The following is a 24,525-nucleotide window of genomic DNA, read 5'->3' on the forward strand; positions in this document are numbered from 1 at the left end:
ATTAACCTCCTATCCCGCCGATGACGGGCTGGGTGGCCGCAGATATCTTTTCGAAAATCGGCGCGATGCTTGTGTCCAGCATGTCGGCGATCCACCCGGGGCAGATACCGATGAACAGGAGGCATGCGACAAGCACGACGATGACGAGCTTCTCGCGGAAGCACCCGTCGGTAAGGCTTTCATACTTTTGCGGGAGCGGACCGTGGAGCATGCGGTTCGCGGTCTGCAGAATATAGACCGCGGTCGTCGTGATGGAAAGGATGGCAAGCACGGTCACGATGCGGGTGAGCGTGGAATCCTGCTGGAAGGCACCGATGAAGATGGTGCTTTCGGCGATGAACCCGCTGAAGCCCGGAAGGCCGAGGCCCGCGAAGCCGGCCAGTACGAAGCCTACGCCGAGGAAGGGCATCTTGCGCATGATACCGCCCATCTCGGTGATGTCACGCGTGTGCGTGCGTTCGTAAATCATGCCGATGGTCGCGAAGAAGAGCCCGGTGAGGAACCCGTGCGAAATCATCTGCAGGCTCGCGCCGCGCAGGCCTACCGGCGTGAGGGCGGCAAGTCCGAGGAATATGAGGCCCAAGTGGCTGATGGAGCTGTAGGCGGTGATGTACTTGAGGTCCTTGTGACGGAGCGCGATGAAGGGGCCGAGAACCACGTTGAATATGAGGAGCGCCACCACGTAGGGGAGCCAGATCTTTGCGGCTTCGGGCATGAGGAACATCGCGACGCGGAGGCATCCGTAGGCGCCCATCTTCATCATGACGCCTGCGGCGAGCATGGAGACTGCGGTAGGTGCCGCGGAGTGGCCGTCCGGGCTCCAGAAATGGAACGGGAACAGCGAACTCGAAACAGCGAAGCCCATGAACATGAGCGGGAAAGCCCACATCTGGAATTCCATCGGCAAGCTGACCTTGGAGAGTTCCATGATGCTCCAGCTGTTCACGCCGCCTTCGAAGTAGAGCCCGAAGAGGGTCGCGAGAATCATCGAGGAACCGAACGCGAGGGTGAGCGTGAGTTTTTTGCCGCCGTAGTCCCTGCGGCCGCTGCCGTAGCATGCGATCATCAGGTACATGCACAGCGCTTCCATTTCGTAGAACACGAAGAAGAGCACGAGGTCGAAGCTCATGTACACGCCGTAGACGCTCGTGGCGAGCAACTGGATGAGCGCGAAGAACACCTTCTGGTTGCCCTTGATGTTCCAGCTCACGAGAACGCCGCCCCAGACGATGAACGCGGTGAGCGTGAGCAGCAGGATGTTGAGGCCATCGGCACCGACGGTGTAGTGCGCGTTGAACATCGTGAGCCACGGGATGTCGGTAAAGAACCGTAGCGCAAGCGGAGCCGCGAGCTCGTTCGCAGGCTCACCCGTAAGCGCATAGACGCGGTAGGTGAGGAAGCAGACGACGAGGAGGACTATTGTCGCGGAGGTGGCGTGGATTGTCTTCAGGATTCCCGGGCGTTCTGCGGGGAGCGGGACGCATACGAGGACCGTGAGGAGCGGGATTATCCAGATGAGGTTGAAAAGTATCGTTTCCATGTTGCGCCTACAGGGGAAGCTGGCCGAAGAAACGCCAGATGAGAACGCCGACAATCAGAGTGCCGAGATAGAAAGGGAGGTAACCCGCCTGCGCCGTGCGTACGAGGTCGCCCAACTTGTGGATGAACCATACGGAGAACGCGAGCAGACCTTCGACAACATAGTCGTTGAAGGCGCGCGAGACGCGGGCGACTCCGCCGATGATGAACTGCCGCACGACGGCATAGTACATCTCGTCGAAGTAGAACTTGTTGTAGACCACCTTGTAAAGGCCGGAACGGTTTTCCGCGTCGAGCGCGCGCTGAATTTTCGCCTTCGGGCTCGCATAGAGGAACCATGCGATGGCGAGCGCGAGGACGGCGATACCGACGGCCGCGAAGGGAATCCAGGAGGCTTCGGTTACCTTCAGGAGAATGGGTGCGTGCAGCTTTCCGGGCGTGAAGAACTTCTCGAAAAGTCCCTTGCCGAGAATGCCCGAAAGGAGTGCCGGAATGGCGAGCACCACGATCGGGAGCGTCATGGCGAGGTCTTCGTGCACATGGCCAGCCTTGACGCCTTCGTGGCGCGGTTCCCCGTGGAAGGCGAGGAAGAACAGGCGGAACATGTAGAACGTGGTAAGGCCGCTCGTGAGGAGGGCGAGCGCGAATACCGTGTAATGGTGGGCCTGGAATGCGGCGAGGATGATTTCATCCTTGGAGAAGAATCCGGAGAACGGCGGAATGCCCGAAATCGCGAGAATCGAGATGAGCGAGCAGACGTAGGTGACGGGCATCTTCTTGCGGAGGCCTCCCATCGCGTCGAGGTCGTTCGTGTGGACCTGATGGATGAGGCTACCTGCGATAAGGAAGAGGCTGCACTTGAAGAAGGCGTGCGTGAAGATGTGGAACGTGGATGCGGTCCAGCCCATGGTGATGACCGCCTGGCCAATCTTGCAGGCGCCGAGCGCGAACATCATGTACCCGAGCTGCGAGAGCGTGGAGTAGGCGAGAATGCGCTTGATGTCTTTCTGCGTGCAGGCGATGACGGCGGCGAACACCATCGTGAACGCGCCCACCCACATGATGATGGTGAGGGAATCGCCGCAGACGGCGAAGAACGGGAAGAGGCGTGCGACCAGATAGACGCCCGCGACCACCATCGTCGCGCTGTGGATGATGGAGCTGACCGGGGTCGGACCTTCCATCGCGTTCGGGAGCCAGATATGCATCGGGAACATGGCCGACTTGCCCCATCCACCGGTGAATATCAGGATGGACCCGAGAATGAGCGCGCTTGACTTGCTCATCACGCAGAGCCCGAGGTCGATGGTTTCGGCACGGAAGGGAATCAGCGAGAGCGAATTGATGGTCGAGAAGTCGAAGCTCCCCACCACGTAGCTCACGAGCACGATGCCGAGCAGGAAGAAGCTGTCGGCGAAGCGCGTGAGGATGAAGGCCTGCTTGGAGGCGCTCACGGCGGAGGGCTTGTGGTACCAGAAACCGATGAGCAGGTAGCTGGACACGCCCACGAGTTCCCAGAAGATGAACATCTGGAACAGGTTCGTCGCGACGACGAGCCCGAGCATGCTGAAGCTGAACAGCGAGAGCAGCGCGAAGAATCGTCCTTCGGCGCGGTCTTCTCGCATGTAGCCGATGCTGTAGATGTTCACCATGAGGCTGATGAACGTGACGACGACGAGCATCATCACCGAGAGCGGGTCGACGAGCATGCCGATTCTTGCGACCAGATCGTCGACGAAGGGGAGGAACGTGTACTCGAAGAGGACGGCCTTCTGCGGGGCGAGCGACGAGCAGAAGTAGTGTACCGCGACGAGGATGGCGGACAGGGCCGAAACGCCGTTGAGCGTAACAGCGATGGCAGCGGCGGCTTTGGCGTTCCTGTTGCCGACAAACAGCCCGTTGATGACGAATGTCAGGAGCGGACACAGGAAAATGAGGTAACCGAGGGTAACGTCGTTAATCATGCAAATCCCTCAACTGGTCTACGTCAAGGCTCTTGTGGCGACGGTACATGGTGACGATGATGGCAAGGGCGATTGCCATTTCGCAGGCCGTCACGGCGATGACGAAAATACTGAAGAGCGCACCCGCGGTGGCATCGTGCGCGGAGAAATAGGCGAAACTGATGAAGTTGATGTTCGCCGCGTTCAGCATGAGCTCGATGGAAATGAGCATGCCGATGAGGTGGCGCCTGCGCATGAGGCCCCAGACTCCGATGCCGAACAGGAGGAATGCGAGTATTAGGCAGTTCATCAAATTCATTATTTTACCGCCTTTTCTTTTTCGACTTCGTCCTTTGTCTTGCGGGCGACGGTGATGGCGCAGATGAGCGTCATCAGGAGGAGCACGCTCACCACCTCGAAGGGGATGATGAAGCCGTCCTGGCCGTAGCCGAGGAGCCTGAGGGCGAACTGTTCAAGTCCGGAATAGCCTTCGGGCGCGCTGACCGCGCCGCTGGAGAGCGATTCTACCGGGAGGATGCACTTGACCATCACGAATACGAACGCGATGGAAAGGGCGAATGCCGCGAACACTCTCGGAATTTTCGTGGTGAAGGCGTCTTCGCCGAGATGGCTTGTCAGGAGGATCGTGAACACCACGAAGATGACGACGCCTCCCACGTAGACCATCACTTGCGCGAGCGCGATGAATTCGGCGTGCAGGAGCAAGTAGAGGATGGCGGTCGCGACAAAGCTGAAAATCAGGAACACGGCGCTTTGCAGGATGTTCTTCACGGCGACAGTGCAGATGGCGGTAAAGAGCATGACCGCGGCGACCACATAAAACGCGATATCCATGCCACCCATCGGGAAGGCCAGCGGAAACTCCGGCAACTGGATATTAGGTAAGGCTAGATTCGGGAACATTATCCTTGTCCCTCCTTCTTGTTCAATATCATTTCGAGCGTGTTCGGGTCGGTTGTCGCCACCTCGAAATCCTGGTTCATGCGGATGGCGCCGAACGGGCACGCTTCCACGCAGAGCCCGCACTGGGTGCAGCTCGCGAAGTGGTATACGTAGCGGCCCAGCACCTTCTTGCCCGCGATGTTCTTGGTCGAGAGCACGTTGATGCTCGCGTTCGGGCAGGCGCGTTCGCACATGCCGCAGGCGGTGCAGCGGTTGTTGCCTTCTTCGTCCTCGATCATCTCGAGCCTTCCGCGGTAGCGGTCGTGCATCCGAAGCGTCTTTTTGTTCTCGGGATACTGCTCCGTGACGATGCGTCTTGGGTCAAAGAAGTACTTGAGCGAAACGGAAAGCCCGCAAATCAGGCTCCACGGCCCGGTAATGCAGCGCTTGAAGTAGCGCTTGAAATATTGCAGTAGGGTAATGTTCTCTTGCATAGGAATCTCCCGCCTAACCACAGACCACTATGTATGCCGCGCCGGCAACGAGCAGCACGAGGTTCACGGGCAACAAAAATTTCCATTCGAAATCCATCAGCTGGTCGACGCGCGGGCGCACGAACGTCCAGCGGACCATCATGTAGCACCAAATCATGAAGAAGACTTTCGCGAAGAACCACACGACACCGGGCACCATGTTGAGGTAGTTGTCCACGAACGAGACACCGATGCAGGGCGGCAGGAATCCGCCGAGGAAGCATGTGGTCGCAAGCGCCGAGTTCGTCACCAACGCGATGTATTCGGCGAGGTAGAACATGGCGAAAGGCGTGCCGTTGTATTCGGTATGGTAGCCGCCGGTGAGTTCCTGCTCCGCTTCGGCGATGTCGAAGGGGGCGCGGTTCATTTCGGCGGTAGAAGAAATGAAGAACAGGATGAAGGCGATGATGCCGAGTACGGGAATCTTGAAAATCCACCAGTCGGCGATTGTGCCTTCCTGGCCGAGCGTGATGCTCATGAGGTTCGTGGAACCCGAAATCATCACGACGAACAGAAGGATCATCGCGAACGAGATTTCGTAGCTGATCATCTGGGCGCCGCTGCGGAGCGCTCCGAGCAGGGAGTACTTGTTGTTGCTGCTCCAGCCGCCGAGCAAGATGCCCAACACGCCGAAACCGTTCACCGCGATGATGAGCGGGATGCCCATCGACACGTCGGCGACCACGAGGTTCCTGCCGAATGGGATGAGCGCGCACACGATGAAGGGGGCGATGAGCACGATGAGCGGTGCCAGGTAGAACATCAGCTTGTCCGCGCCGCTCGGGGCGTAGACTTCCTTGAAGAGCATCTTGAGCACGTCGGCGATGGTCTGGATGGTACCGTGCCAGCCGAGGCGCATGGGGCCGAGTCTGCACTGGATGTGGGCGCAGACCTTGCGTTCCATGTAGATGAGGATGGGGGCGGAACCGATGTTCACCACGCATACGGCGATGACGCAGATGACCGCGTTTATCAAGAATGCGACGATGCTGTTGAGCGTATCGCTCTGGAGGCTCGCCGGCAGGAATTCTGCGAGGCGCGGAACCATGTCGCGTACGAAATCGCCGATGGGGTTAGTGACTGAAGGTACAAACATATATTACCTGTCAATTTCGGGAATGACCGGGTCGAGGGTTGCCATGATGGTCACGAGGTCGGATATCTTGTGGCCCTGCGCCATCTTGTTGAGCGCTGCGATATGCGGGAAGCTGGGGCCGCGCGTGTGGATGCGGTAGGGCTTCTCGCCGGTCGTTGCCGCCACCACGTAGGTGGCGTACAGGCCTTTCGCCGTCTCGATTTCGCTGTAGTAGCGGCCCTCGGGGAGTCGCACCGGTTTTTCCTTGCTGCGCCAAGGTCCTTCCTTCGGGAACTTTTCGACACACTGGCGCAGGATTTTCATGGATTCGTGTATTTCGGCAATGCGGATCTTGTAACGGTCGTAGCAGTCGCCGTTCTGGAATGTCGGAATTTCGAAATCGAACTGGTCGTAGATGCTGTACGGGTTGGCGCGACGCACGTCGAATTCGACGCCGCTTGCGCGCAGCACCGGGCCCGAGCATCCGTAAGCGATGGCGTCTTCCTTGCTGAGCACGCCGATGCCGATGCTGCGTTCAAGCACGATGATGTTCTTGGAGAGGAACCTCTCGTAGTCGCGCATCGTGTCTTCGAGGTGGTCGAGGAACGCCTTCACGCGCGGGATGAAGGTATCGGGCACGTCGGCGCGGCTTCCACCCGGCCTGAAGTAGTTCGTGGTGAGTCGCGAACCCGTGACTTCTTCGAGGATGTCGTGAATCATCTCGCGTTCCTTGAACCCGAACAGCAGGCAGGTTTGCCCGCCGAGGTCGCCGCCGAAGCAGCCGTAGAACACGAGGTGCGATGCGATGCGGCCCAGTTCCTGGAGCATCACGCGGATGTATTCGCCCTTCTCGGGCACACCTACGTTCATGCCTTTTTCAAGTGCAATCACGACGCCTAGGTTGTTTTGGATGGCCGTGAGGTAGTCCTGGCGGTCGGAAAGCGCGATGTACTGCAGGTAGCTCATCGATTCCGCCTGCTTTTCCATGCCGCGGTGGATGTAGCCGAAATGCGGGACGACTTCGACGATGGTCTCGCCGTCCATGCGCAGCGCAAGGCGGAGCGCACCGTGCGTACTCGGGTGCTGGGGACCCATGTTGATGAAAAATTCTTCGGTATTGGTTTCGCGCTGGAGGCGGAATCCTGGAGGCAGACTCGGCATTATACGGGCCTCCTGATCATTTGCGGGTGGGTGAAGTCCTTGCGCAGGGGGTAACCCACGAAGTCCTTGTCGAGGAATATGCGGCGCTGGTCCGGATGGCCTTCGAAGTTGATGCCGAACATGTCGTACACTTCGCGTTCCTTGACTTCGGCGCCCGGGTACAGGTGGCTGATGCTCTTGACGCTTGCGAGGAGCGACGTCGGGCGCTTCTCCTCGGGGATGCTGAAGTTCTTCTTCATCTGTACGCAGAGGAAGAGCTTGTGGCCGTGCTTCAGGCTGCGCAGCATCGTCACCATGTCGAAGTGGTCGTCGTAGTCGATGGCGGTCACGTCAATGAGGTAGTCCATGGCGAACTCGGGAGAATTCTTCACGAACTCGACGATGGGGAGGTAGTCCTCGGGTTCCACCATCACTTCGAGCGGACGGTCGGCGGGAAGTGCCGCCACCACGTCTTCAATCGGGTCTTCGCTGTGCGTGTGCACCGTTACGTTCGGGAACTTCTCGCGCAGTTTGGCGAAAATCTCGGATTGCGTGAGGCCGAACCTGTTGAAGGGAACGCGCGGCACTTCCGGGAAGTCTTCCTTCTTTACGCGGATGGGCTTGAAGCTGGACTTGTAATCCGGGTGTTCTTCCTTGAACTTCGCGCGGGCCTCGGCCATCTCCTCGTCCTTCATCTCTTCGAGGGCGGCCCATGTCTTCGCCGCTTCGCGGTAGCGGTCCATGGTGGAGACGTCCTTCGGGTTGCCTTCGTGCCACGGGTTGCGGCAGGTTTCCTTCAGGATTTTTTCGCGCAGGGTCAAAAGCCCGTGGAAAAGCGCTTCGGGGCGCGGCGGGCAACCGGGGACGAACACGTCGACCGGAATCAGGTTCTGCGCACCGCGGACGACGGCGTAGTTGTCGTAGATGAACGGTCCGCCGCTGATGGTGCATGCGCCCATCGCGATTGCGTACTTGGGCCCGGGAATCTGTTCCCAGAGCATCTGGATGGCGGGGGCCATGCGGCGGGTGATCGTACCCGCGAGGATAAAGAGGTCGGCCTGGCGCGGGGAGGCACGGAACACTTCGGAGCCGAAGCGGGCGATGTCGTAGCGTGCCATGGAGCTGCTCATCATTTCGATGGCGCAGCAGCTAGTACCGTAGGTCAGGGGCCAGATGGAATTCGCTCGTGCCCAGTTCACCACGTAGTCGATGGCGTTCACGACGTACTTGCCGCCGGGAACCGGGTCGAGTATCTTGGGGGCGAAGTTGATTATTCCCATTTGAGGATACCTTTTTTCCAGGCGTATGCGAGGCCGGAAACGAGGATGGCTATGAAAATCGCAAGGTCAACAAGGACGATGACGGGCGAGAGCGCCGTATGCCCTGCCATGATTTCCTTGAAGTTCATCATGACGGGGAAGAGGAACAGCGCTTCGATGTCGAACACGAGGAACAGGAGAGCGAACAGGTAGTAGCCCACCTTGAACTGGATACGGGCGTTGCCGATGGTCTCCATGCCGCATTCGTAGGGCGCCATCTTGTTCTTGGTATTCTTGGTCCTGTAGCCGAGCAAAAGCCCGACGACGGTCGCCGCCGCGGCGATGAACGCGCCCAGGAACAAGAAGATGGATAGGATGATGTATTCAGACATAATTACAGGTCACTAGTTGTTGGTCTATAGTCCTTAGCCATTTTACATTAGTAGAAGTTCTGCAGTTCCTGTACCGTCCCGAAGAGCGTGTTGCCTATCTGGAAGCGGTCGATGATGTGCTTGAAGAGGTCCTTGAATTCCTCGATGGTCGCGTTGTTCATCGCGGTGAGCTTTTCCTGGATGGAACTCACGAAACCGGAATTCATGGGCTTGGCCTTCATGTCTTGCATGGAGCCGCTCCACTGCTGCAGGATGCGGTCGGTTTCCATTCGCGCGATGATATAGCGGGTCGTGGAAAGCAGTTCCTGCAAAAAATGCACGAGGAAGATTTCCTCTTGCAAAATACCCCAGCGCTTGTCCTTGGAGTAGAGCGTGGCGATGTCGGCCTTGCCGTAGAAGACGGCGGCCTGCGCATATTCGAGGCATGTCTTGAGCACGCGGTCGAGACGGTTGATTTCCTGGGCGAGGTTCTTGAACCAGTCGAGGTTCATGGCCGAACCGTCAATATCGCCCTTGGCGTCGAGCGGCATCACTGCACGGAAGGCGTAGTACACCTCCTCATAGTAGCGGTTGCGCATGCGGCAGTTGAACGCGCGGTTCTTGAGGGTGTAGTCGCTGTGGTGCAGTGGAGTTATCATGCCTTGGAAACCTCCCTCACGCCTGAAATCTGTTTGATCTTCGTGATGATGGAATCGACTTGTTCCTTGCGGAACGCCTTGAACTCCATGCGGATGCGGCCCGTGGATTGCGCGCTTGCCACGCTCATGCGGTCGAGTGACACGTCGGAACCCTTGAGCTGCTCGAGCACGTCGAGGGTGATGTTCTTGCGGTTGTCGGTGTCGATGGTGAGGTGCGTCATGAACGGCTTGGAAACGTCGGCGCTCCATGCGACCGCAATCTGCTGCTCGACGGGGAAGTCCTTCAAGTTCGGGCAGTTCCTGTTGTGCACCTCGATGCCTATCTTGGGCCTGAGGATGCCTACGATTTCATCGCCGGGAAGCGGGGCGCAGCAGTCTGCGAAGTGGATGACGAGACTCGTCTCCTGCCCGATTTGCAGGGGCATTTCTTCGGGGATGGCCCTCTTGTCGTTTCCGAAGATGGGGAAGAACCTGAGCGACATTTCCTTGGGGAGAGCGTTTCCGCCCGAAAGGAACCTGTGGATGTCCTGCAGGGGCAGTTCGCCCTGTCCGATGCGCTCGAAGAAGTCGTCCATGGAGAGCGTGCCGAAGTACCTGCGGATTTCGTCTTCGCTGGGGCGCTTGTCCTTCTCGATTTTCGCGATTCTGAGTTCGCGCGTCCAGATTTCCTTGCCGAGGCTCATCGACTGCTGGATAATGCTGGTCTTCATCCAGCGGCGCAGTTCCTGCTTCGCCTTTACCGTCTTCACGATGTCGAGCCATTCGGGGCTCGGTTCCTGGTGCGGGCTCTTAAGTATCTGGATGGTAGCGCCGTGCGTCACGACCTTGTCGAGACTCACCACCTCGTCGTTGATGCGGGCGCCGATACAGTGGAGCCCGAGTTCCGTGTGGATGGCGAACGCGAAGTCGAGGACGGTCGAACCTTCGGGCAGTTCGATGGAAGCGCCCTTCGGGGTGAACACCGTCATGCCGTCGGGCTTCAAGTCCACCTTCAAGAAGTCGAGGTATTCCTTGGAGTCCGAGATTTCGGACTGCAACTTCACCATGTGGTCGAGCCACGCGAGCTCTTCGCCCTCGTGCTGGGTTTCCATCTTGTAGGCCCAGTGCGCGGCGAAACCCTTTTCGGCGGTGAGGTCCATGTCCTTCGTGCGGATCTGGACTTCCACCATCTTGTTCTCCGGTCCGATGACCGTGGTGTGGATGCTCTGGTAGAGGTTCGGCTTCGGCGTCGCGATGTAGTCCTTGAAGCGGCTCTGCATCGGGGTCCACAGGTTGTGGACGTACCCGAGCGCGAGGTAGCATTCGGGAATGGTTTCTACGATGATGCGGATGGCGAAGATATCGAAAATGTCGTCGAACTGGCAGTCGCGGCTGAGCATCTTGTTGTAGATGCTGTAGATGTTCTTGGTGCGGCCCTGGATGGTGCAGTCGAAGTCTTCGAGCGCCATCTTGATTTGCAGAGGGCCGATTACGGACTGCACGTACTTTTCGCGCCTCTCTTTGTTCTCGATGAGCGCGTCGACGATTTTCTGGTATTCGTCCGGATTGACGTACTTGAAACTCAGGTCTTCGAGTTCGGTCTTCAGCTTGTATAGACCGAACCTATGGGTGAGGGGCACGTATATGTCGAGCGTTTCCTGCGCGATGGAGCGGCGCTTCTCGGGTTTCATGTACCGCATGGTACGCATGTTGTGGATGCGGTCTGCGATTTTGATCATGATGACCCGCGGGTCCTTGGCCATCGCGGTGATGAGCTTGCGGTATGTCTCCGCCTTCTGCGCGGTCTTGTTCTGTTCCTGGGCCGCGGTAATCTTCGTGACGGCGTCCACCATGAACGCGGTGTCTTCGCCGAATTCCCGTGCGATTTCTGCGAGCGTGTGCTGCGTGTCTTCGACAACGTCGTGCAGGAGTCCCGCGAGTACGGTGGACTGGTCCTGCTGGAGTTCGGCTAGAATCTTGGCGACTTCGTAGGGATGCTCGGTGTAGGGCATCCCGCTCTTGCGGTATTGCCCGTCGTGGGCGTCGGCGATAAAGGCAACGGCTTTCTCCAGGACCCGGCGATCAAGGTTCGGGTTCTTCTTGATGAGCACGTCGACAATGTGCTCCTGATTCGATGTCAGGTTCACTGTTTCCATCGCACATAATTATATCTAAAAATGCGCTTCTTGGAATGTGAAATCTGGTTAAATAAGCGAAAAATAAGGCATTTTCACGCATTTGTTGTAAATAGAAACAACGCTTTATGAAAAAAACGGAAAAAAACTTTTTAAATGTTTTTATTTTATGTTCACTCATTGGGTCGAATTCCTCGGCCCAAAAAATGGGGTTGGTTATGAATAAACGGAAATCATTATTTCCGGTGGCTCTTGTTGCCATCGGTTTATGGGCGTGCGGAGAAAACGAAAACGCAAACGTAGGCCCAGAAAGTTGCATCACACCAGAATGCCTAGCGGAGCAGGAAAATAATCCTGCGAGTTCGGCGACTGTGCCTTTGTCGGAGGAGACTGTGTCTTCTTCGTCGTTTACGGGCCCGGAGCCGCATTATCTGGGGGATCAGGATTCCACGAAGGATACGACACAGCAGTCGATGTCTTCGAGCAGCGTTCTTCCGCTGGTTTCGTCGAGCTCGATTGCCGTTCCCGTCTCGAGTTCTGCCCTTGTCGCAAGCTCCAGTTCCAGGCATCATAGGAGTTCCAGTTCGTCTGACGTTCCGCCTGTGGCGTCCAGTTCCAGCGCGGTCGTGCAGAAATCCGGCGACTTCGTGGAAGACCACCGCAGCGAATGCCAGATTGGCAACATTCCTACGAGTGTGAACAACGCGAAGCTGCCTGACCCGTTCATGGGTCTTGACGGCAAGCGTATTTCTTCGAAGGCCGACTGGAAGTGCCGTCGCGAAGAAATCGGCGCGATGTACGAAAAAATCATGTTCGGTACCAAGCCGCGCAATCCCGAGAAGGTCGAAGGTAGCTATTCCGGCGGAAAGCTCACCATCAAAGTGACCGACAAGGGCAAGTCCGGCTCGTTCTCCGTGAAAATCAGCAACGCGGGTACCAAGGACAATCCGAAGCCGGCCCTCATCGGGTTTGGCGGCGGCATGATGGGCGGTTGCGGAAGCCTCGGCAATGCGACCAACGGCCTCGATATCGCCATGATCACGTTCAACCCGGACGATGTCGCTCCCGAAAGCGGTGGCGGCATGTTCTTCCAGCTTTATAACGGTGGCCAGGGCACCATCATCGCGTGGGCCTGGGGCGTGAGCCGCATTATCGACGCTCTCGAAAATACTCCCGAAGCGGGTATCGACGTGAAGCACCTCGCCATGACGGGCTGCTCCCGCTGGGGCAAGGGCACTCTCGCCGTCGGTGCGTTCGACGAACGTATCGCGCTTACCATCCCGCAGGAATCCGGTTCCGGTGGCGCCTCCCTTTGGCGCGTCGGTGCGCAGGTGAACAAGCAGAAGGGCAAGCAGTTCGTGCAGGGCCTGAACAGCGCCGCTACCGAAGGCAAGTGGATGATTTCGAGCTTCAAGAACTACGACGGCAAGGAAAATACGCTTCCGTTCGACCAGCACATGTTGGTGGCCATGGTCGCCCCGCGTGCGCTCCTCGTCATCGACAACGCCGGCCAGGAATGGCTGGGCGAAGTGCCTTCGAACTACTGCGGGCAGGCTTCGAAGGAAGTGTTCGACGCCCTCGGCGTGAGCGAAAATTACACCTATACCCAGGAAGGCGGGCATGGCCATTGCCAGCTCCCGAACGGACAGTTCGATGAGGTCAAGGACTTCATCAACAAGTTCCTGCTGGGCAAGGATGCTAAGACCGGCAAGATAGACTACACCAAGAATACTCAGACGATTAACTTCAGCAAGTCTGAATGGATTGATTGGACGACGCCGAATCTTAATTAGAATCTCCCGATATAACTCCTGATAAAATCGGGCGGGGCTGGGCAACCGGCCCCGTTTTTTTGACCGCTCACGCTACGTTTAAGGTATTGAATTACTCCGGTATGCGTTCGCTCTCGCCTCCGACGGCTTGTTAATACAAGCCGCCTACGGCTCACGGATAATTCGGGTTTCTCGCTCGACGCCTTGCCAACAAAAAAGCGGCCCGGTGTTAGCGGGTCGCGATTGCAATAGTGCTCGGCCTTATTACAGCTTTTCTTGGAACTGGTGGAACTTTTCGAGGAGTTCCGCGTAGGTCTTGGTGGCTTCGAGCTGCGGGAACTGTGCCACGATGGAGTCCGGTGCGCAGAAGAAGCAGCCCTTGTCTGCCTGCTTGAGCATGCCCGTGTCGTTGAAGGAATCTCCGCTCGCGAACACCTTGAAGTTCAGTTCCTGCAGGTGCTTCACGACCTTCGTCTTCTGGTCGCTCATGCGCAGGTGATACCCCTTGATCATGTCGTTTTCCACAACCAGGTTGTGGCAGAAGATGGTCGGGAATCCGAGGTTCTTCATGATGGGGTAGGCGAATTCCTGGAATGTGTCCGAAAGAATGATTACCTGGGCTTCGTCACGGAGCTTGTCCATGAAGTCGCGGGCGCCGTCGAGCAGGCCGAGGTTCGCGATGACGTTCTGGATGTCGGAGAGCTTGATGTTTTCGCGGTCGAGGATGGCGATGCGGCCCTTCATGAGCACGTCGTAGTCGGGGATGTCGCGGGTAGTGAGGCGCAGGTCCGCGATGCCCGTCTTTTCGGCGACGGCGATCCAGATTTCGGGGGCAAGGACTCCTTCAAGGTCCAGGGTGACGACACATTGTTTCGTGAACATAATTAGTGACTTGTGGCTAGTGGTTGGTGGGAAATGCTAGGCATTTCACATTATTTATCGTTCTTTCTATCCTTTATAATCTCGTTCAAGTCCTGCGGGGTAATCTGGTACGGCGTGCGGCAGAAATCGCAGATGACTTCGAGGTTCTTGCCTTCGGATTCGAGTTCCTGCAAGTCCTTGAGCGGGAGCGTGGCGAGGGTCGCCAGGGTGCGTTCGCGGCTGCAGGGGCAGTAGGCCTTCGGGTCGATTTCCTTCACGATGTCGATTTCGTAGGGCCCGCGCAGCTGGTCCAGCAGTTCATCGAGGTTGAAGCCTTCGGGCGTGTTCATGTCCTTGAACTTCGGCAGGTTCTGCACGATGACTTCGATGAGGTTTATGTCCTTGTCCTCGAGGTCGGGGAAGGCTTCGATGTAGAAACCCGCGGCGTAGTCGAGCTTGCTCGGGTCTTCGCGGTTGAAGGCGGCTTCGATGCCCACGGCGGAACGGATCTGTTCGGACTGCAGCAGGTAGGTGGCGAGGTTCTGGCCCATCGAGACGGAGGGCGCTTCGATAATGCTTTCGTGGACGCGCTTGCCCTGCTCGTTCAGCTTCACGACCTGCACGCTCTGCGGGATGAGCGCGGGTTCGTTACCGCCCACGGCGGCAAGTTCAACCTGCGGAATCATCGCGCGTACGAGCCCCATCGGGGTCGTGTCGGACGAAACCTTCGTGATTTCGCCGCCGAAGCGCGTGGTGAGCGAGACCGTGCCCGCATACTTGAGCGAGGCGCTCAGGAAGATGCTTGCGATTGAGTTTTCGGCCAGGAGTTTGAGGGCGAACCCCCGTGCGTTGTGCTGCTTGCCGATTTCGTTCATCGTCGCGGTCAAGTCGACGACAATCAGGCGGAAGGGCGTCTTTTGGCCCGTGGCGCGGATAATGCGGTCCTTGAAATTCATGGCCCAAATTTAGTAAAAAAGTGGTCGGGAGGTAATAGTAGTCCTTTCTTTTCTGGGGAGAAATGCTATGGAAATGGGTGGAAAATGCAAATATTGTTATAATTAAGCTAGTGAAAAAACGCCTGCTAATCAAGTTGATCCAACCCAAGATGTGCCGCCGTCCCATGGACACGGACATTAAGCTGCATATGGCCCCTCCTTTGGGCCTGCTTACGATTGTGAATCTGGTCAGAAAAGAACACGATGTGCAGCTGGAAAACGAAAATATCCAACAAATTCATTACGAAGATACGCCTGATATTGTTGGATTGTCCGTTACAGTTGATACTTTGCCGAGGGCTATCGAAATCGCTCGACGTTTTCGTGAAAAAGGCTCTATTGTCGTTGCTGGCGGAATCCATGTGACAACAGCCTATGATACGATTCCCAAAGATGTATTTGACGTGCTTTGCATTGGCGCCGCCGAAGGCACTTGGCCGGACATCGTAAGGGATTTCCAGGACAATGATCTGAAACCCGTCTACTGTTGCCCCAAATTACTCGATGGAAGTCAAATAGTTTCTCCGGCCTATGATTTCCTCAAGAAGGGCGAATACCTATATTGCCATGTCGTCCATACGAGCAGGGGGTGCCCTTTCCGTTGTGATTTTTGCTATAACAGCGCAAAGGCGCATCAATACATAAACCGCGATATTCAAGATGTCTTGGCCGATATCAAGGCGGTACGTTCGAGACACGTCATGTTTATCGACGACAATTTTGCGGGAAACCCCAGATGGACTAAACAGCTCCTGAAAGAAATCATGCCTATGCGGTTGAAGTGGAGAGCGGCTGTATCCATCAATGCGGCTTTTGACGATGAATTGCTCGACCTGATGAAAGAATCAGGATGTCAAAGCTTGTTTATCGGTTTTGAGAGTATTAATCCCGAATCTGTGAGTGGAGTTCACAAGGTACAGAACCATACGCAGGAATACGAGAAGGCGATAAAGGCGATACACGAAAGGGGTATCATGATCAACGGGAGTTTCGTATTTGGGCTTGATGGCGATACGCCCGAGACGTTCAGGTCGACTCTGGATTGGATTGTGAAAAATAAAATCGAGACGGTCACATCCCATATTCTGACGCCTTACCCGGGAACAGCGCTCTACGACAGGATGAAAGCGGAGGGAAGGATTCTTACGGATGACTTGACCCTCTACAATACGGCCCATGTTGTTTATGAACCAAAGGGGATGACTAAGCAGGAATTGTATCAAGGGTACCGTTGGATTTATAAGGAAATATATAGCCTGAAAAACATATGGCGACGTTGTCCGGAATCAAAACGCATAAGGGCCGCTTACTTTACTTTTAATTTCCTTTATCGAAAATACGGAAAGTTCACCGATATGCTTTGCCGTATAATATCGTATGAAAAAATTGGGGCGATAGCAGAACGAATAGCGAAGTCCATTTAAAAGGATGCGTTTTTAATTTATTATATTCGTTAAAAACGAGGTACAATATGCAGATACTATTCCTTATGGCTGACGGTTTCGAGGAAACCGAATTCGTCACTCCGTTCGACTACCTGCAGCGGGCCGGGTTCGAGGTCGCTCTGGCGAGCGTTTCGGGCAATTCTATCGTGACGGGTGCTCACGGGCTCAAAGTTGTAGCCGATTTCGCGTTGAAGGGCGCCGATACCGAAAAGTTCGATGCAGTTCTTCTGCCGGGCGGCGGTCCGGGCGTGCAGCGCCTCAAAGCGAGTTCCGACGTGGAGCACGTCGTTTGCGACTTCAATGACAAGGACAAGTGGATTTTTGCCATCTGTGCGGCTCCGCTCGTGCTGAGCAAGGCTGGCCTCCTCGTAGACAGGACGGCGACATGTTTCCCGGGCTGCGAGACGGAACTCGTGTGCGAGAAGTTCGTGGAAGACCGCGTGGTGGTGGATGGCAATATTGTCACGAGCCGCGGGGCCGGAACTGCCGAGGAATTCACTTTCGAATGCATCGCCCTGCTGGGCGGGCGCTATTTGTCCGAGAAAATTCGCAAACAGGTGGTGGCGCGCTAGCTGTTTTTTGTATATTGATGGTATAACATCAAAGAGAGGATTTTATGAAGTTTTCCCACGCTCTGATTCTTGCTGGCTCGCTCGCTTTTTTGGCCTGTGATGACACGACCTCGGCCGACAACAGCTCTGATTTCGATTGCACCGTTTCCGGTGGCGTGAAGGTTGTTTCTCCCAAGGGTGGCGAAGAATTCAAGATTGGCGACAAGATTACCGTCGTGTACGGTTCCGATGTGCAGGGTTCTGGCTACCGTTTCGTGTTCAAGACCTCCGAAGACGATATCGGCAAGGACTTGCTCGATGGTTCCGCCGGTCCCGAAACTCCGGACGGCAAGAAGTGCTATGAGCAGGAAGTCGTCCTCAGCAAGGACATCGTCAAGGCGACGTCGACCGCTATCATTCGTGTGATTCCGTACGAAAACACGAAGAAGGGCGCTAATTCCGGGACCTTCAAGGTCAAGGAGTAATGAACCTCCGATTCGATGACAGTAGCATCACCGTAGCCATCGTGGGCTGCGGTGGTTTTATCGGTAGCCACCTGCTAGACGCCGTGCTGGAACGTACCCGCTGGCGCGTTTTTGGCGTTGACCTCGATTTCTACAGGCTCCAGCACCGCTTGAACCATGAACGTTGCGAGTTCCTGTGTGCCGACCTCGCGGACCGCGCTGTCGTGGAACGAATCGCAAAGTTCCCGCTGGTGGTGAACCTCGCCGCCATATGCACGCCGAGCCGCTACATGGGGGAGGCCTGCGAAGTCATCCGCAGCAATTACGACCATCCTGCAGCGCTTGCGGAGGCTTGCGCGAAGAGCGGTTCTTGGCTCGTGCATTTTTCGACTTCCGAAATTTACGGGAAGACGGCCGCCGATTCGGGCGAACTGCTCGAGGACTCGACGCCAGCCGTTTTCGGGCCGGTTACCGCTAGCCGCTGGAGCTACGCGACGGCGAAACTCTTGGCGGAACGCTATATCGCGGGGCTGCCGGGTTTGCGCTGGACGGTTGTCCGCCCGTTCAACTTTGTCGGGCCGTACATGGACTTTATGCCGGGTGTCGACGGTGAGGGCATCCCGCGTGTGCTCGCGAATTTCTCGACGGCGCTGTTGCGGGGTGAACCGCTCAAGCTCGTGAACGGCGGGAAGGCGAAGCGCTGCTTTACCAGCGTGCATGATGCGGTGGACTTCTTGTTCGCACTGTTTGCCGCGGGAACATCGGGTTCCGGTGCGGCGCCGGATGCTGCTTCTGCGAATGCGGGTTGTGCCGGAGTGTTTTCGCAGGCGTTCAATGTCGGGAATCCGGAGAACGAGGTCTCGATTGCGGAACTTGCTGCGAAGATGCGGACTATTTTCGCGAAGGTGCGCGGTGTGGATGTCTCGACGCTGCCTGAACCGCAAAGCGTTTCGGGCGAGGAATACTACGGCGTGGGTTACGACGATTCCATGCGTCGCATGCCGAGTGTCGCGAAGGCAGAACGGTTGCTCGGGTTCAAGGCGCGCATCCCGCTCGATGTCGCGCTGGAAGAATCGCTCGCTTGGTTTGTAAAGCATTATTCCGTCTAGTGCGTTATGCCTGACTATTTTATATTCGTTCCTGCATACAATGTGTCTGCGACTCTCGCGGATGTGCTGGGGCGTATTCCGCCTGCTGTTATGGAACGCGCGGAAGTGCTCGTGATTGATGACGGCTCGAAGGACGATACACGCGGGACTTTTGAGATGTTTATCGCAGATAAGGAGTGCGCGGTTTCTGGTAAGGCATGCGCGGATCACTTGCAGTACGAGCGTTTCGAGCGGAACTTGGGGTACGGTGCCGTAGTGAAGCGCGGGATTTCCGAGGGCCTGCGCTCCGGCGCGAAGTTTATCGCCTGCCTGCATGGGGATGGCCAGTATCCCGCTGAAAAGTTGGATGAATTCTTCGCTCATCTTGAGAGCGCGCGCAATCAGCCTGCAAACGGATCGTGCAACGAGCCCGCGGGCGTCTTGCCGGATGGCGGAATGCTCGCTTTAGTACAGGGTTCGCGCCGCCTCGTCCCGGGTGCGGCTCGTGCCGGCAACATGCCCCTCCACAAACGACTCGGCGGCGCATTCCTCACGGCGCTTGAAAACCTTGCATTCACGCAGAAGCTCACGGACCGCCACAGCGGATTTATCGTCTATAATGCGGAATTCCTGAAGACGCTTGACCTCGCGAAACTGAGTCCGAGCTTCGATATCGATTTGGAAATCATCTCCATCGCCGATGCCCGCGGGTACAGGCTGGCGGAACTCCCGATCCCCACGCGCTATGCCGGCGAGACATCCAACTTGAACGCCGTCACCTACGGCCTACGCGTGTTGCGCCAAACCTGGCGCCGTTTTTGCCTGCGGTAAAGCCGAATTATTGCCAACGACAAACGCGAATTTTGCCGCGGGGGCGTATAAGCGAGCTTTTTTTCTGAATTTATACGCCCTTTTGTTATTTTGTGAGTAAACGAAAGGTGTTGTTATCTAAGTCTGGGGCATATAAAATGCGGGTTTTACTCCGGTTTATACGCCCCGAGGGTAAAAGACACGATAAAAAAATATATGTTTAAGAGCAAAAGGGCTTCAAGGAGGAGTAGATGCGTTTCTGGACCAAGTCTTTAGCCATATCGGTAGCGCTGGCTTTATTCATTGCCTGCGGCGATGACGACAGCAATTTTACGACGCGTCCGTTGGGGGACTCTTCTTCCTCGATCAAGTCCAGTAGCTCGAAGGGGGCTACGGCCAATGACGCCATCTGCAAAACAGAAACAGAAGATAACTGCGAGTACGACTCCTTGACGGACAGGCGTGACGACCAGGTCTACAGAACGGTTAAGATTGGAGAGCACTGGTGGATGGCAGAAAACCTGAACTACGAGACTGATAATAGTTTTTGCTATGACGACGAAGACTTCTATTGCACCGAGTTCGGGCGCCTTTATACTTGGGCGGCTGCGATGGATAGCGCTGGCAGATGGGGTTCAAAAGGCAGGAACTGCGGCTTGGACCGGGTATGTACGCCAGAAGGGAATGTGCGGGGCGTTTGCCCTGAAGGTTGGCACCTTCCGGTGACTAAGGAATTTTTCGAGATAATAAAAATGGCTGGGGGCCAGTCCCTGGCGGGTGAAATGATGAAATTTACGGATGGCTGGAAGGATTATGGGGAAAAGCGCGGAATTGGTTCGGATGGGTTTGGTTTTTCTGCACTTGCAGCGGGCATAAGAGGATTGTTTAGGCATTACCTTGAGATAGGTAGCGAAACATACTTTTGGACAGCGACTGACAGTGACTCTCTCCGCGCTTATGCAATGGGCTTGTTTAATCGCAATACGAATCTGGAGTATTATGTTATACACAAATCAGAAGGCGTATCTGTCCGCTGCGTCAAAGACGAATAAGGCGAATGTCGCAAAAATGTGCAAGCAAGCTGAGTGAAGCGGTCGCCAAGGTTACTTGAGCGACCGTTTGCTTGGACTGATTAGCCGTTGCCGTGGTGCTTGTCGTGGTTGGGGCAACCGCAGCCGCCCTTTCCGTCGCAGTTTTCCTTGTGGTGGCCTTCGCCGCCGCATTCGCATTCGTGGCCTTCTTCGCCACACTTGCATTCGCCTTCGCCACCGCAGCAGCAGTGGCCCTGCGGGTTCAGTTCCTCTTCGGTAGCTTCGCGCACGCTCACGACTTCGATCGCGAAGTTCAGGTTCTTGCCCGCGAGTTCGTGGTTCGCGTCGATGATGGCCTTGTCGCCCGAGACGGACTTCACGCGGATGGGCATCGGGCCCATGGGGGTCTGCGCATAGAACATCATGCCGGCTTCGACCTTCTCGACACCCTGGAACGCATCCATCGGGACTTCCTGCGTCATGCGCTCGTCGTATTCGCCGTAGCCTTCGCTCGGGATGACCTTCACGTCGAACTTGTCGCCGACTTCGTGGCCTACCATGGCCTTTTCGAGCCCGACCACGATCATGTGGGCGCCCTGGATGTACTGGAGCGGTTCGCGGCCTTCGGAGGAATCGATAACGGCTCCTTCGTCGGAGGTGAGGGTGTAGTGCATCTGGACTACGGTCTTGTCGGCAATCTTCATTGGGTATCCTTTTTTTGATTTGTGGCTGCAATATAGAATAATTTGCTATATTAAGTTCGGATTTTTTAAAAAGGATAGATAATGTCTATTAAACTTGTTTCCCGTAGTTTACTTGCCGTGGCCATGGCCGCGGGTATTGCCTCCGCACAGCTTCTCAATAGCAAGAGCATCGATGTCATCCGTGTCGAAAAGACTGGCTTCTCCGCCGGCCGTATCGATAGCTTGACCCAGGCGCTTGCCATGCAGCAGTTCCAGGGCAAGAAGGTGAATGACGAGACCATGACCCAGGTCCGCTATGCGGTGATCGACAACCTCGTTGGCCAGGAACTCGTGAAGCTCGAATGCAAGAAGCAGGGCATCAAGGTCCCCGCCTCCCGCGTTGACAGCCTTGCCGTACTTTTCAAGAAGCAGTTCCCGAGCGAGGACGTGTTCCAGAAGCAGCTCAAGCAGAGCGGCCAGACGATGGCTCAGTTCAAGGAAAAGCTTGAAGACCAGCTCAAGAGCGAAGAGCTCCTGAAGAAGAAGGTTCCCTTCCCGAAGGATCCGACCGAAAAGCAGAAGGAAGCCTTCTGGGAACTCAACAAGGACAAGGCGGTCATCAACGATTCCATCAGCGGTGCCCGTATTTGGGTTTCTACCAAGGGCAAAAAGGCTCAGGAAATCAACGATACTAAGGATATGCTCAAGGGCCTCGCCGCCCAGGTGCGTACCAAGAAGGCTACTTTCGCACAGCTCGCCGCCATCTACAGCGACGATAAGGATGCGAAGAAGACCGGCGGCATGATGCCGAAGTTCGTCGCCAAGTCCAAGGGCGATGCCTTCGTGAAGGCCGTGAACAAGATCAAGGTGGGCGAGATTACCGACGTCATCACCGACAAGGACGGCGTGTACATCTTCATGCTTGCTGAACGCAACGACGGCAAGTACGATAGCTACAAGGTCCAGATTGAATACTACCTGCGACTCCAGGCCGAACAGGAACGCCAGATGAAGCTCAAGGCTTACCTCGACGAACTTGCCAAGGTCTACAAGGTCCAGTACCTCGACAAGAAGTACACCCCGCCGCAGGCTATCGGGGGCAAGTAATGGCCTTCCAGACTACTCACACCGGGCTTATCGACCTGCGCAGCCGCATCGACAAGCTCTGGGGGTATCTTTGACTTAGAAGCCAAGACCGAGGAACTTTACGTCCTCGAGAAGGATTCCGCAGACCCGGACCTGTGGAACGATCAGGAAAAAGCGCAGTCGATGATGAAGAAAATCGGCAACCTGCGCGATATTCTTGATGCGTGGAAAGAGGTTTCGCAGAGCTGCGATGACCTGGCTGAACTTTACGAGATGAGCAAGGCGGAGGAATCCGCCGACCTTACTGCGACCATCGAGTCCGATATTGCGGCCCTCAAGGCGCGCGTGGAGAAGATGGAATTCAAGAAGATGCTGAACGGGCCGGACGACGCCTGCGCATGCCTCATGTCTATCCATCCGGGTGCGGGCGGTACCGAGTCCCAGGACTGGGCCCTGATGCTGTTCCGCATGTACACGCACTTCTTCGAGCGCGAGAACATGGACTTCAAGGTGGTGGACTTCCAGGAAGCCGAAGATGCCGGCCTCAAGAGCGCGACCATCGAGGTGACCTGCGAGAACGCGTACGGCCTGCTCCGTTCGGAGATAGGCGTGCACCGCCTGGTGCGCATCAGCCCGTTCGACGCTAACGCCCGCCGCCACACGAGCTTTACCGCCGTGTACCTGTACCCCGAGCACGAGGACGTGGAATTTGATTTGGACATGGCCGATGTGCGCGTGGATACCTACCGCAGTAGCGGTGCGGGTGGCCAGTACATCAACAAGACGGATTCCGCCGTGCGCATGACTCACTTGCCCACGGGTATCATGGCGAGCTGCCAGACGGAACGCAGCCAGATCCAGAACCGCGAGACCTGTTACAAGATGCTCAAGACCATGGTGGCCGAGCACTACCGCCTCGAAGAAGAGGCGAAGCGCGACGCCCGCATGGCCGAGAAGAAGAAGGTCGAGTGGGGAAGCCAGATCCGCAGCTACGTGTTGCAGCCCTACCAGCTGGTGAAGGACCTGCGTACCGGTGTGGAAACCTCCGATACCGCGGGCGTGCTCGACGGCAAGATTAGGCAGTTTATCGACGCCTATCTGCTCAGCACCAGCGAAGAGCAGAAATAAAAGACCGAAGACCGCTCGTTCGACGTTATTTTTGTCGCAAAAAAAAGAATGCCCCGGTTTTGCCGGGGCTTTTCATTTTATGTAATTCTGAATGTTACTTCTTCCAGATGCCGATCAGGCTGCGGTTCTTGCGGAGAGCGAGCCAGAGCGTGGGCCAGATGAGAATCAGGTCGCGGATGAGGCTGGTCCAGGCTTCGGCCTTGTCTTGAGCGCCTTCGAGTTCGAAGCACCCGCAGGTGATGCCGAGGTCGTTCCAGAGCGCCCAGGCGAGCGCGATGATGAAGCTCACGAACATCCAGAAGATGGCGAATGCGGATTCCTTCACGAAAGGCGTGAAGATCATCGCGAGGCCGAACCAGAGTTCAAATTGCGGATAAACTAGCGCAAAGAAGTTGTTCACGAAGTCCAGGTGCAGCGCGGAGAAGAACTGGTACTGTGCGACGAGAGTCGCGAACTGGTGCGGGTCCTGAATCTTGAAGATGGAGGCGAAGATGAACATTCCGCCGATGCCGATGCGGCAGAGGACCTCAAGCGCGCGGATGGCGAAATCCTTCTGGAGCTTGTAAGCCGGGATGATGAGCAGCCCGCAGATGACGCAGGCTCCGACACCCACCTGGATGTTGTAGCGGAATGCCTTGGGCCAGATGTCGAGAAGCCAGTCCTGGTCGGTAAACGTGAGGAAGCTTTCGGGGAAGCTGATTTCTGCCACGCCGAAGGCTACGAAGAATGTGGCGACAAGGAGTAAAGCTGCGGAAGCGATGGTGCGCTTGATATTTTTCTTTTCAAAACATTCAATCATATCGCCTCCTACAGGATATCCGCCGGTTTTTCCATCACGTCCTGAGTGCCAATCCATTCGACGGATTTGCCTTCACCCACGCGGATGTTGTTTATGATGGCGAGCGCTATGCAGAAGAGGGCGATGCCGATAAGTACGAGCCAGTTCAGCTTTTTGGCGTAAGAGATTGCGGCGCTTGCTGCGAGTGCGACCGGGATGCATACCGCTGCAACGCAGAGCAATAAAACAGATGCGATAAATTCAAAAAATTTCATAGCCTTAATATACAAAAAGTTG

Annotated in this window: 25 protein-coding genes; 9 read left to right on the forward strand and 16 right to left on the reverse strand. The window is 56.3% G+C overall.

The genetic code is table 11. The features are described 5' to 3' along the window. Window position 1: 1 nt before the first annotated feature. Genes IK012_RS00335 through IK012_RS00385 form a run of 11 tightly spaced genes read right to left on the reverse strand, consistent with a single transcriptional unit; the run spans window position 2 to window position 11,557 of the window. Complete coding sequence (locus IK012_RS00335; protein WP_290949183.1) at window positions 2-1,540, reverse strand: NuoM family protein; 1,539 nt, start codon at window positions 1,538-1,540, stop codon at window positions 2-4. A gap of 7 nt (window positions 1,541-1,547) precedes the next feature. Next, window positions 1,548-3,503, reverse strand: coding sequence for an NADH-quinone oxidoreductase subunit L (gene nuoL / locus IK012_RS00340; RefSeq protein WP_290949187.1), 1,956 nt, complete (start codon window positions 3,501-3,503; stop codon window positions 1,548-1,550). After that, window positions 3,496-3,792: an NADH-quinone oxidoreductase subunit NuoK gene (nuoK, locus tag IK012_RS00345; protein ID WP_290949189.1), complete on the reverse strand. Its 297-nt coding sequence runs from the start codon at window positions 3,790-3,792 to the stop codon at window positions 3,496-3,498. The genes nuoL and nuoK overlap by 8 nt, the downstream gene beginning before the upstream one ends. Before the next feature lie 8 nt (window positions 3,793-3,800). Next, window positions 3,801-4,406, reverse strand: coding sequence for an NADH-quinone oxidoreductase subunit J (locus IK012_RS00350; protein WP_290949193.1), 606 nt, complete (start codon window positions 4,404-4,406; stop codon window positions 3,801-3,803). After that, a complete protein-coding gene (locus tag IK012_RS00355; protein WP_290949198.1) occupies window positions 4,406-4,879 on the reverse strand; it encodes an NADH-quinone oxidoreductase subunit I in 474 nt (157 codons plus the stop codon). Before IK012_RS00355 ends, IK012_RS00350 begins: the two co-directional genes overlap by 1 nt. A 13-nt stretch (window positions 4,880-4,892) precedes the next feature. After that, the gene (locus IK012_RS00360) at window positions 4,893-6,014 is read right to left on the reverse strand and encodes a complex I subunit 1 family protein (protein ID WP_173344137.1); all 1,122 of its coding nucleotides are present in this window, start codon (window positions 6,012-6,014) and stop codon (window positions 4,893-4,895) included. Window positions 6,015-6,017: 3 nt separating this feature from the next. Then, window positions 6,018-7,154, reverse strand: a complete 1,137-nt coding sequence (locus IK012_RS00365) for an NADH-quinone oxidoreductase subunit D (protein ID WP_290949203.1) — start codon at window positions 7,152-7,154, stop codon at window positions 6,018-6,020. Further along, a complete protein-coding gene (gene nuoB / locus IK012_RS00370) occupies window positions 7,154-8,413 on the reverse strand; it encodes an NADH-quinone oxidoreductase subunit NuoB (protein ID WP_290949205.1) in 1,260 nt (419 codons plus the stop codon). The genes IK012_RS00365 and nuoB overlap by 1 nt, the downstream gene beginning before the upstream one ends. Then, window positions 8,404-8,784, reverse strand: coding sequence for an NADH-quinone oxidoreductase subunit A (locus tag IK012_RS00375; RefSeq protein WP_290949208.1), 381 nt, complete (start codon window positions 8,782-8,784; stop codon window positions 8,404-8,406). The genes nuoB and IK012_RS00375 overlap by 10 nt, the downstream gene beginning before the upstream one ends. Before the next feature lie 47 nt (window positions 8,785-8,831). After that, window positions 8,832-9,422, reverse strand: coding sequence for a hypothetical protein (locus IK012_RS00380; RefSeq protein WP_173344133.1), 591 nt, complete (start codon window positions 9,420-9,422; stop codon window positions 8,832-8,834). Beyond that, window positions 9,419-11,557, reverse strand: coding sequence for a bifunctional (p)ppGpp synthetase/guanosine-3',5'-bis(diphosphate) 3'-pyrophosphohydrolase (locus tag IK012_RS00385; protein ID WP_290949212.1), 2,139 nt, complete (start codon window positions 11,555-11,557; stop codon window positions 9,419-9,421). Before IK012_RS00385 ends, IK012_RS00380 begins: the two co-directional genes overlap by 4 nt. Window positions 11,558-11,928: 371 nt before the next feature. Here IK012_RS00385 and IK012_RS00390 point away from each other — a divergent pair, with 371 nt between their 5' ends. After that, window positions 11,929-13,329, forward strand: a complete 1,401-nt coding sequence (locus IK012_RS00390) for a hypothetical protein (RefSeq protein WP_290949215.1) — start codon at window positions 11,929-11,931, stop codon at window positions 13,327-13,329. A 243-nt stretch (window positions 13,330-13,572) separates the two neighbouring features. Here the strand turns inward: IK012_RS00390 and thrH are convergent, their stop codons facing one another. Both thrH and IK012_RS00400 read right to left on the reverse strand, forming a co-directional pair. Then, on the reverse strand, window positions 13,573-14,190 hold the full coding sequence (thrH, locus tag IK012_RS00395; RefSeq protein ID WP_290949218.1) for a bifunctional phosphoserine phosphatase/homoserine phosphotransferase ThrH: 618 nt from the start codon (window positions 14,188-14,190) through the stop codon (window positions 13,573-13,575). A 50-nt stretch (window positions 14,191-14,240) separates the two neighbouring features. Next, window positions 14,241-15,125, reverse strand: coding sequence for an Hsp33 family molecular chaperone HslO (locus IK012_RS00400; RefSeq protein WP_290949221.1), 885 nt, complete (start codon window positions 15,123-15,125; stop codon window positions 14,241-14,243). Between the two features lie 122 nt (window positions 15,126-15,247). Here IK012_RS00400 and IK012_RS00405 point away from each other — a divergent pair, with 122 nt between their 5' ends. From IK012_RS00405 to IK012_RS00430, 6 genes are all read left to right on the forward strand, one after another. Further along, window positions 15,248-16,588 (forward strand): radical SAM protein, encoded by a 1,341-nt coding sequence (locus IK012_RS00405; protein WP_367273753.1) that lies wholly within the window; start codon window positions 15,248-15,250, stop codon window positions 16,586-16,588. A 47-nt stretch (window positions 16,589-16,635) separates the two neighbouring features. After that, complete coding sequence (locus IK012_RS00410) at window positions 16,636-17,181, forward strand: DJ-1 family glyoxalase III (protein ID WP_290949227.1); 546 nt, start codon at window positions 16,636-16,638, stop codon at window positions 17,179-17,181. Window positions 17,182-17,225: 44 nt separating this feature from the next. Continuing rightward, complete coding sequence (locus tag IK012_RS00415; protein ID WP_290949230.1) at window positions 17,226-17,645, forward strand: hypothetical protein; 420 nt, start codon at window positions 17,226-17,228, stop codon at window positions 17,643-17,645. Then, a complete protein-coding gene (locus tag IK012_RS00420; protein ID WP_290949234.1) occupies window positions 17,645-18,733 on the forward strand; it encodes an NAD-dependent epimerase/dehydratase family protein in 1,089 nt (362 codons plus the stop codon). Before IK012_RS00415 ends, IK012_RS00420 begins: the two co-directional genes overlap by 1 nt. A 6-nt stretch (window positions 18,734-18,739) precedes the next feature. Further along, on the forward strand, window positions 18,740-19,543 hold the full coding sequence (locus IK012_RS00425) for a glycosyltransferase family 2 protein (protein WP_290949238.1): 804 nt from the start codon (window positions 18,740-18,742) through the stop codon (window positions 19,541-19,543). A 230-nt stretch (window positions 19,544-19,773) separates the two neighbouring features. Further along, entirely contained in the window at window positions 19,774-20,574 is an 801-nt protein-coding gene (locus IK012_RS00430; RefSeq protein ID WP_290949241.1) for a fibrobacter succinogenes major paralogous domain-containing protein, read from the forward strand. 80 nt (window positions 20,575-20,654) lie between these two features. Here IK012_RS00430 and IK012_RS00435 read toward each other — a convergent pair whose 3' ends face one another. Beyond that, window positions 20,655-21,257 (reverse strand): peptidylprolyl isomerase, encoded by a 603-nt coding sequence (locus IK012_RS00435; RefSeq protein ID WP_290949243.1) that lies wholly within the window; start codon window positions 21,255-21,257, stop codon window positions 20,655-20,657. A gap of 81 nt (window positions 21,258-21,338) precedes the next feature. On the opposite strand from IK012_RS00435, the gene IK012_RS00440 reads away from it, so the two are divergent. Further along, window positions 21,339-22,343 (forward strand): peptidylprolyl isomerase, encoded by a 1,005-nt coding sequence (locus IK012_RS00440; protein ID WP_290949252.1) that lies wholly within the window; start codon window positions 21,339-21,341, stop codon window positions 22,341-22,343. Then, window positions 22,343-23,450 (forward strand): peptide chain release factor 2 gene (prfB, locus tag IK012_RS00445; RefSeq protein WP_173384781.1). Its coding sequence is split into 2 segments (ribosomal slippage): window positions 22,343-22,414 and window positions 22,416-23,450, totalling 1,107 coding nucleotides; the frame shifts between segments, so codons are not numbered across the junction. Before IK012_RS00440 ends, prfB begins: the two co-directional genes overlap by 1 nt. A 94-nt stretch (window positions 23,451-23,544) precedes the next feature. Here prfB and IK012_RS00450 read toward each other — a convergent pair. Further along, window positions 23,545-24,249, reverse strand: a complete 705-nt coding sequence (locus IK012_RS00450) for a MauE/DoxX family redox-associated membrane protein (RefSeq protein WP_290949257.1) — start codon at window positions 24,247-24,249, stop codon at window positions 23,545-23,547. Window positions 24,250-24,257: 8 nt separating this feature from the next. Beyond that, window positions 24,258-24,503: a hypothetical protein gene (locus IK012_RS00455; protein ID WP_173343400.1), complete on the reverse strand. Its 246-nt coding sequence runs from the start codon at window positions 24,501-24,503 to the stop codon at window positions 24,258-24,260. Window positions 24,504-24,525 lie beyond the last annotated feature (22 nt).

It is taken from the genome of Fibrobacter sp. (assembly GCF_017551775.1).
Lineage (GTDB): Bacteria > Fibrobacterota > Fibrobacteria > Fibrobacterales > Fibrobacteraceae > Fibrobacter.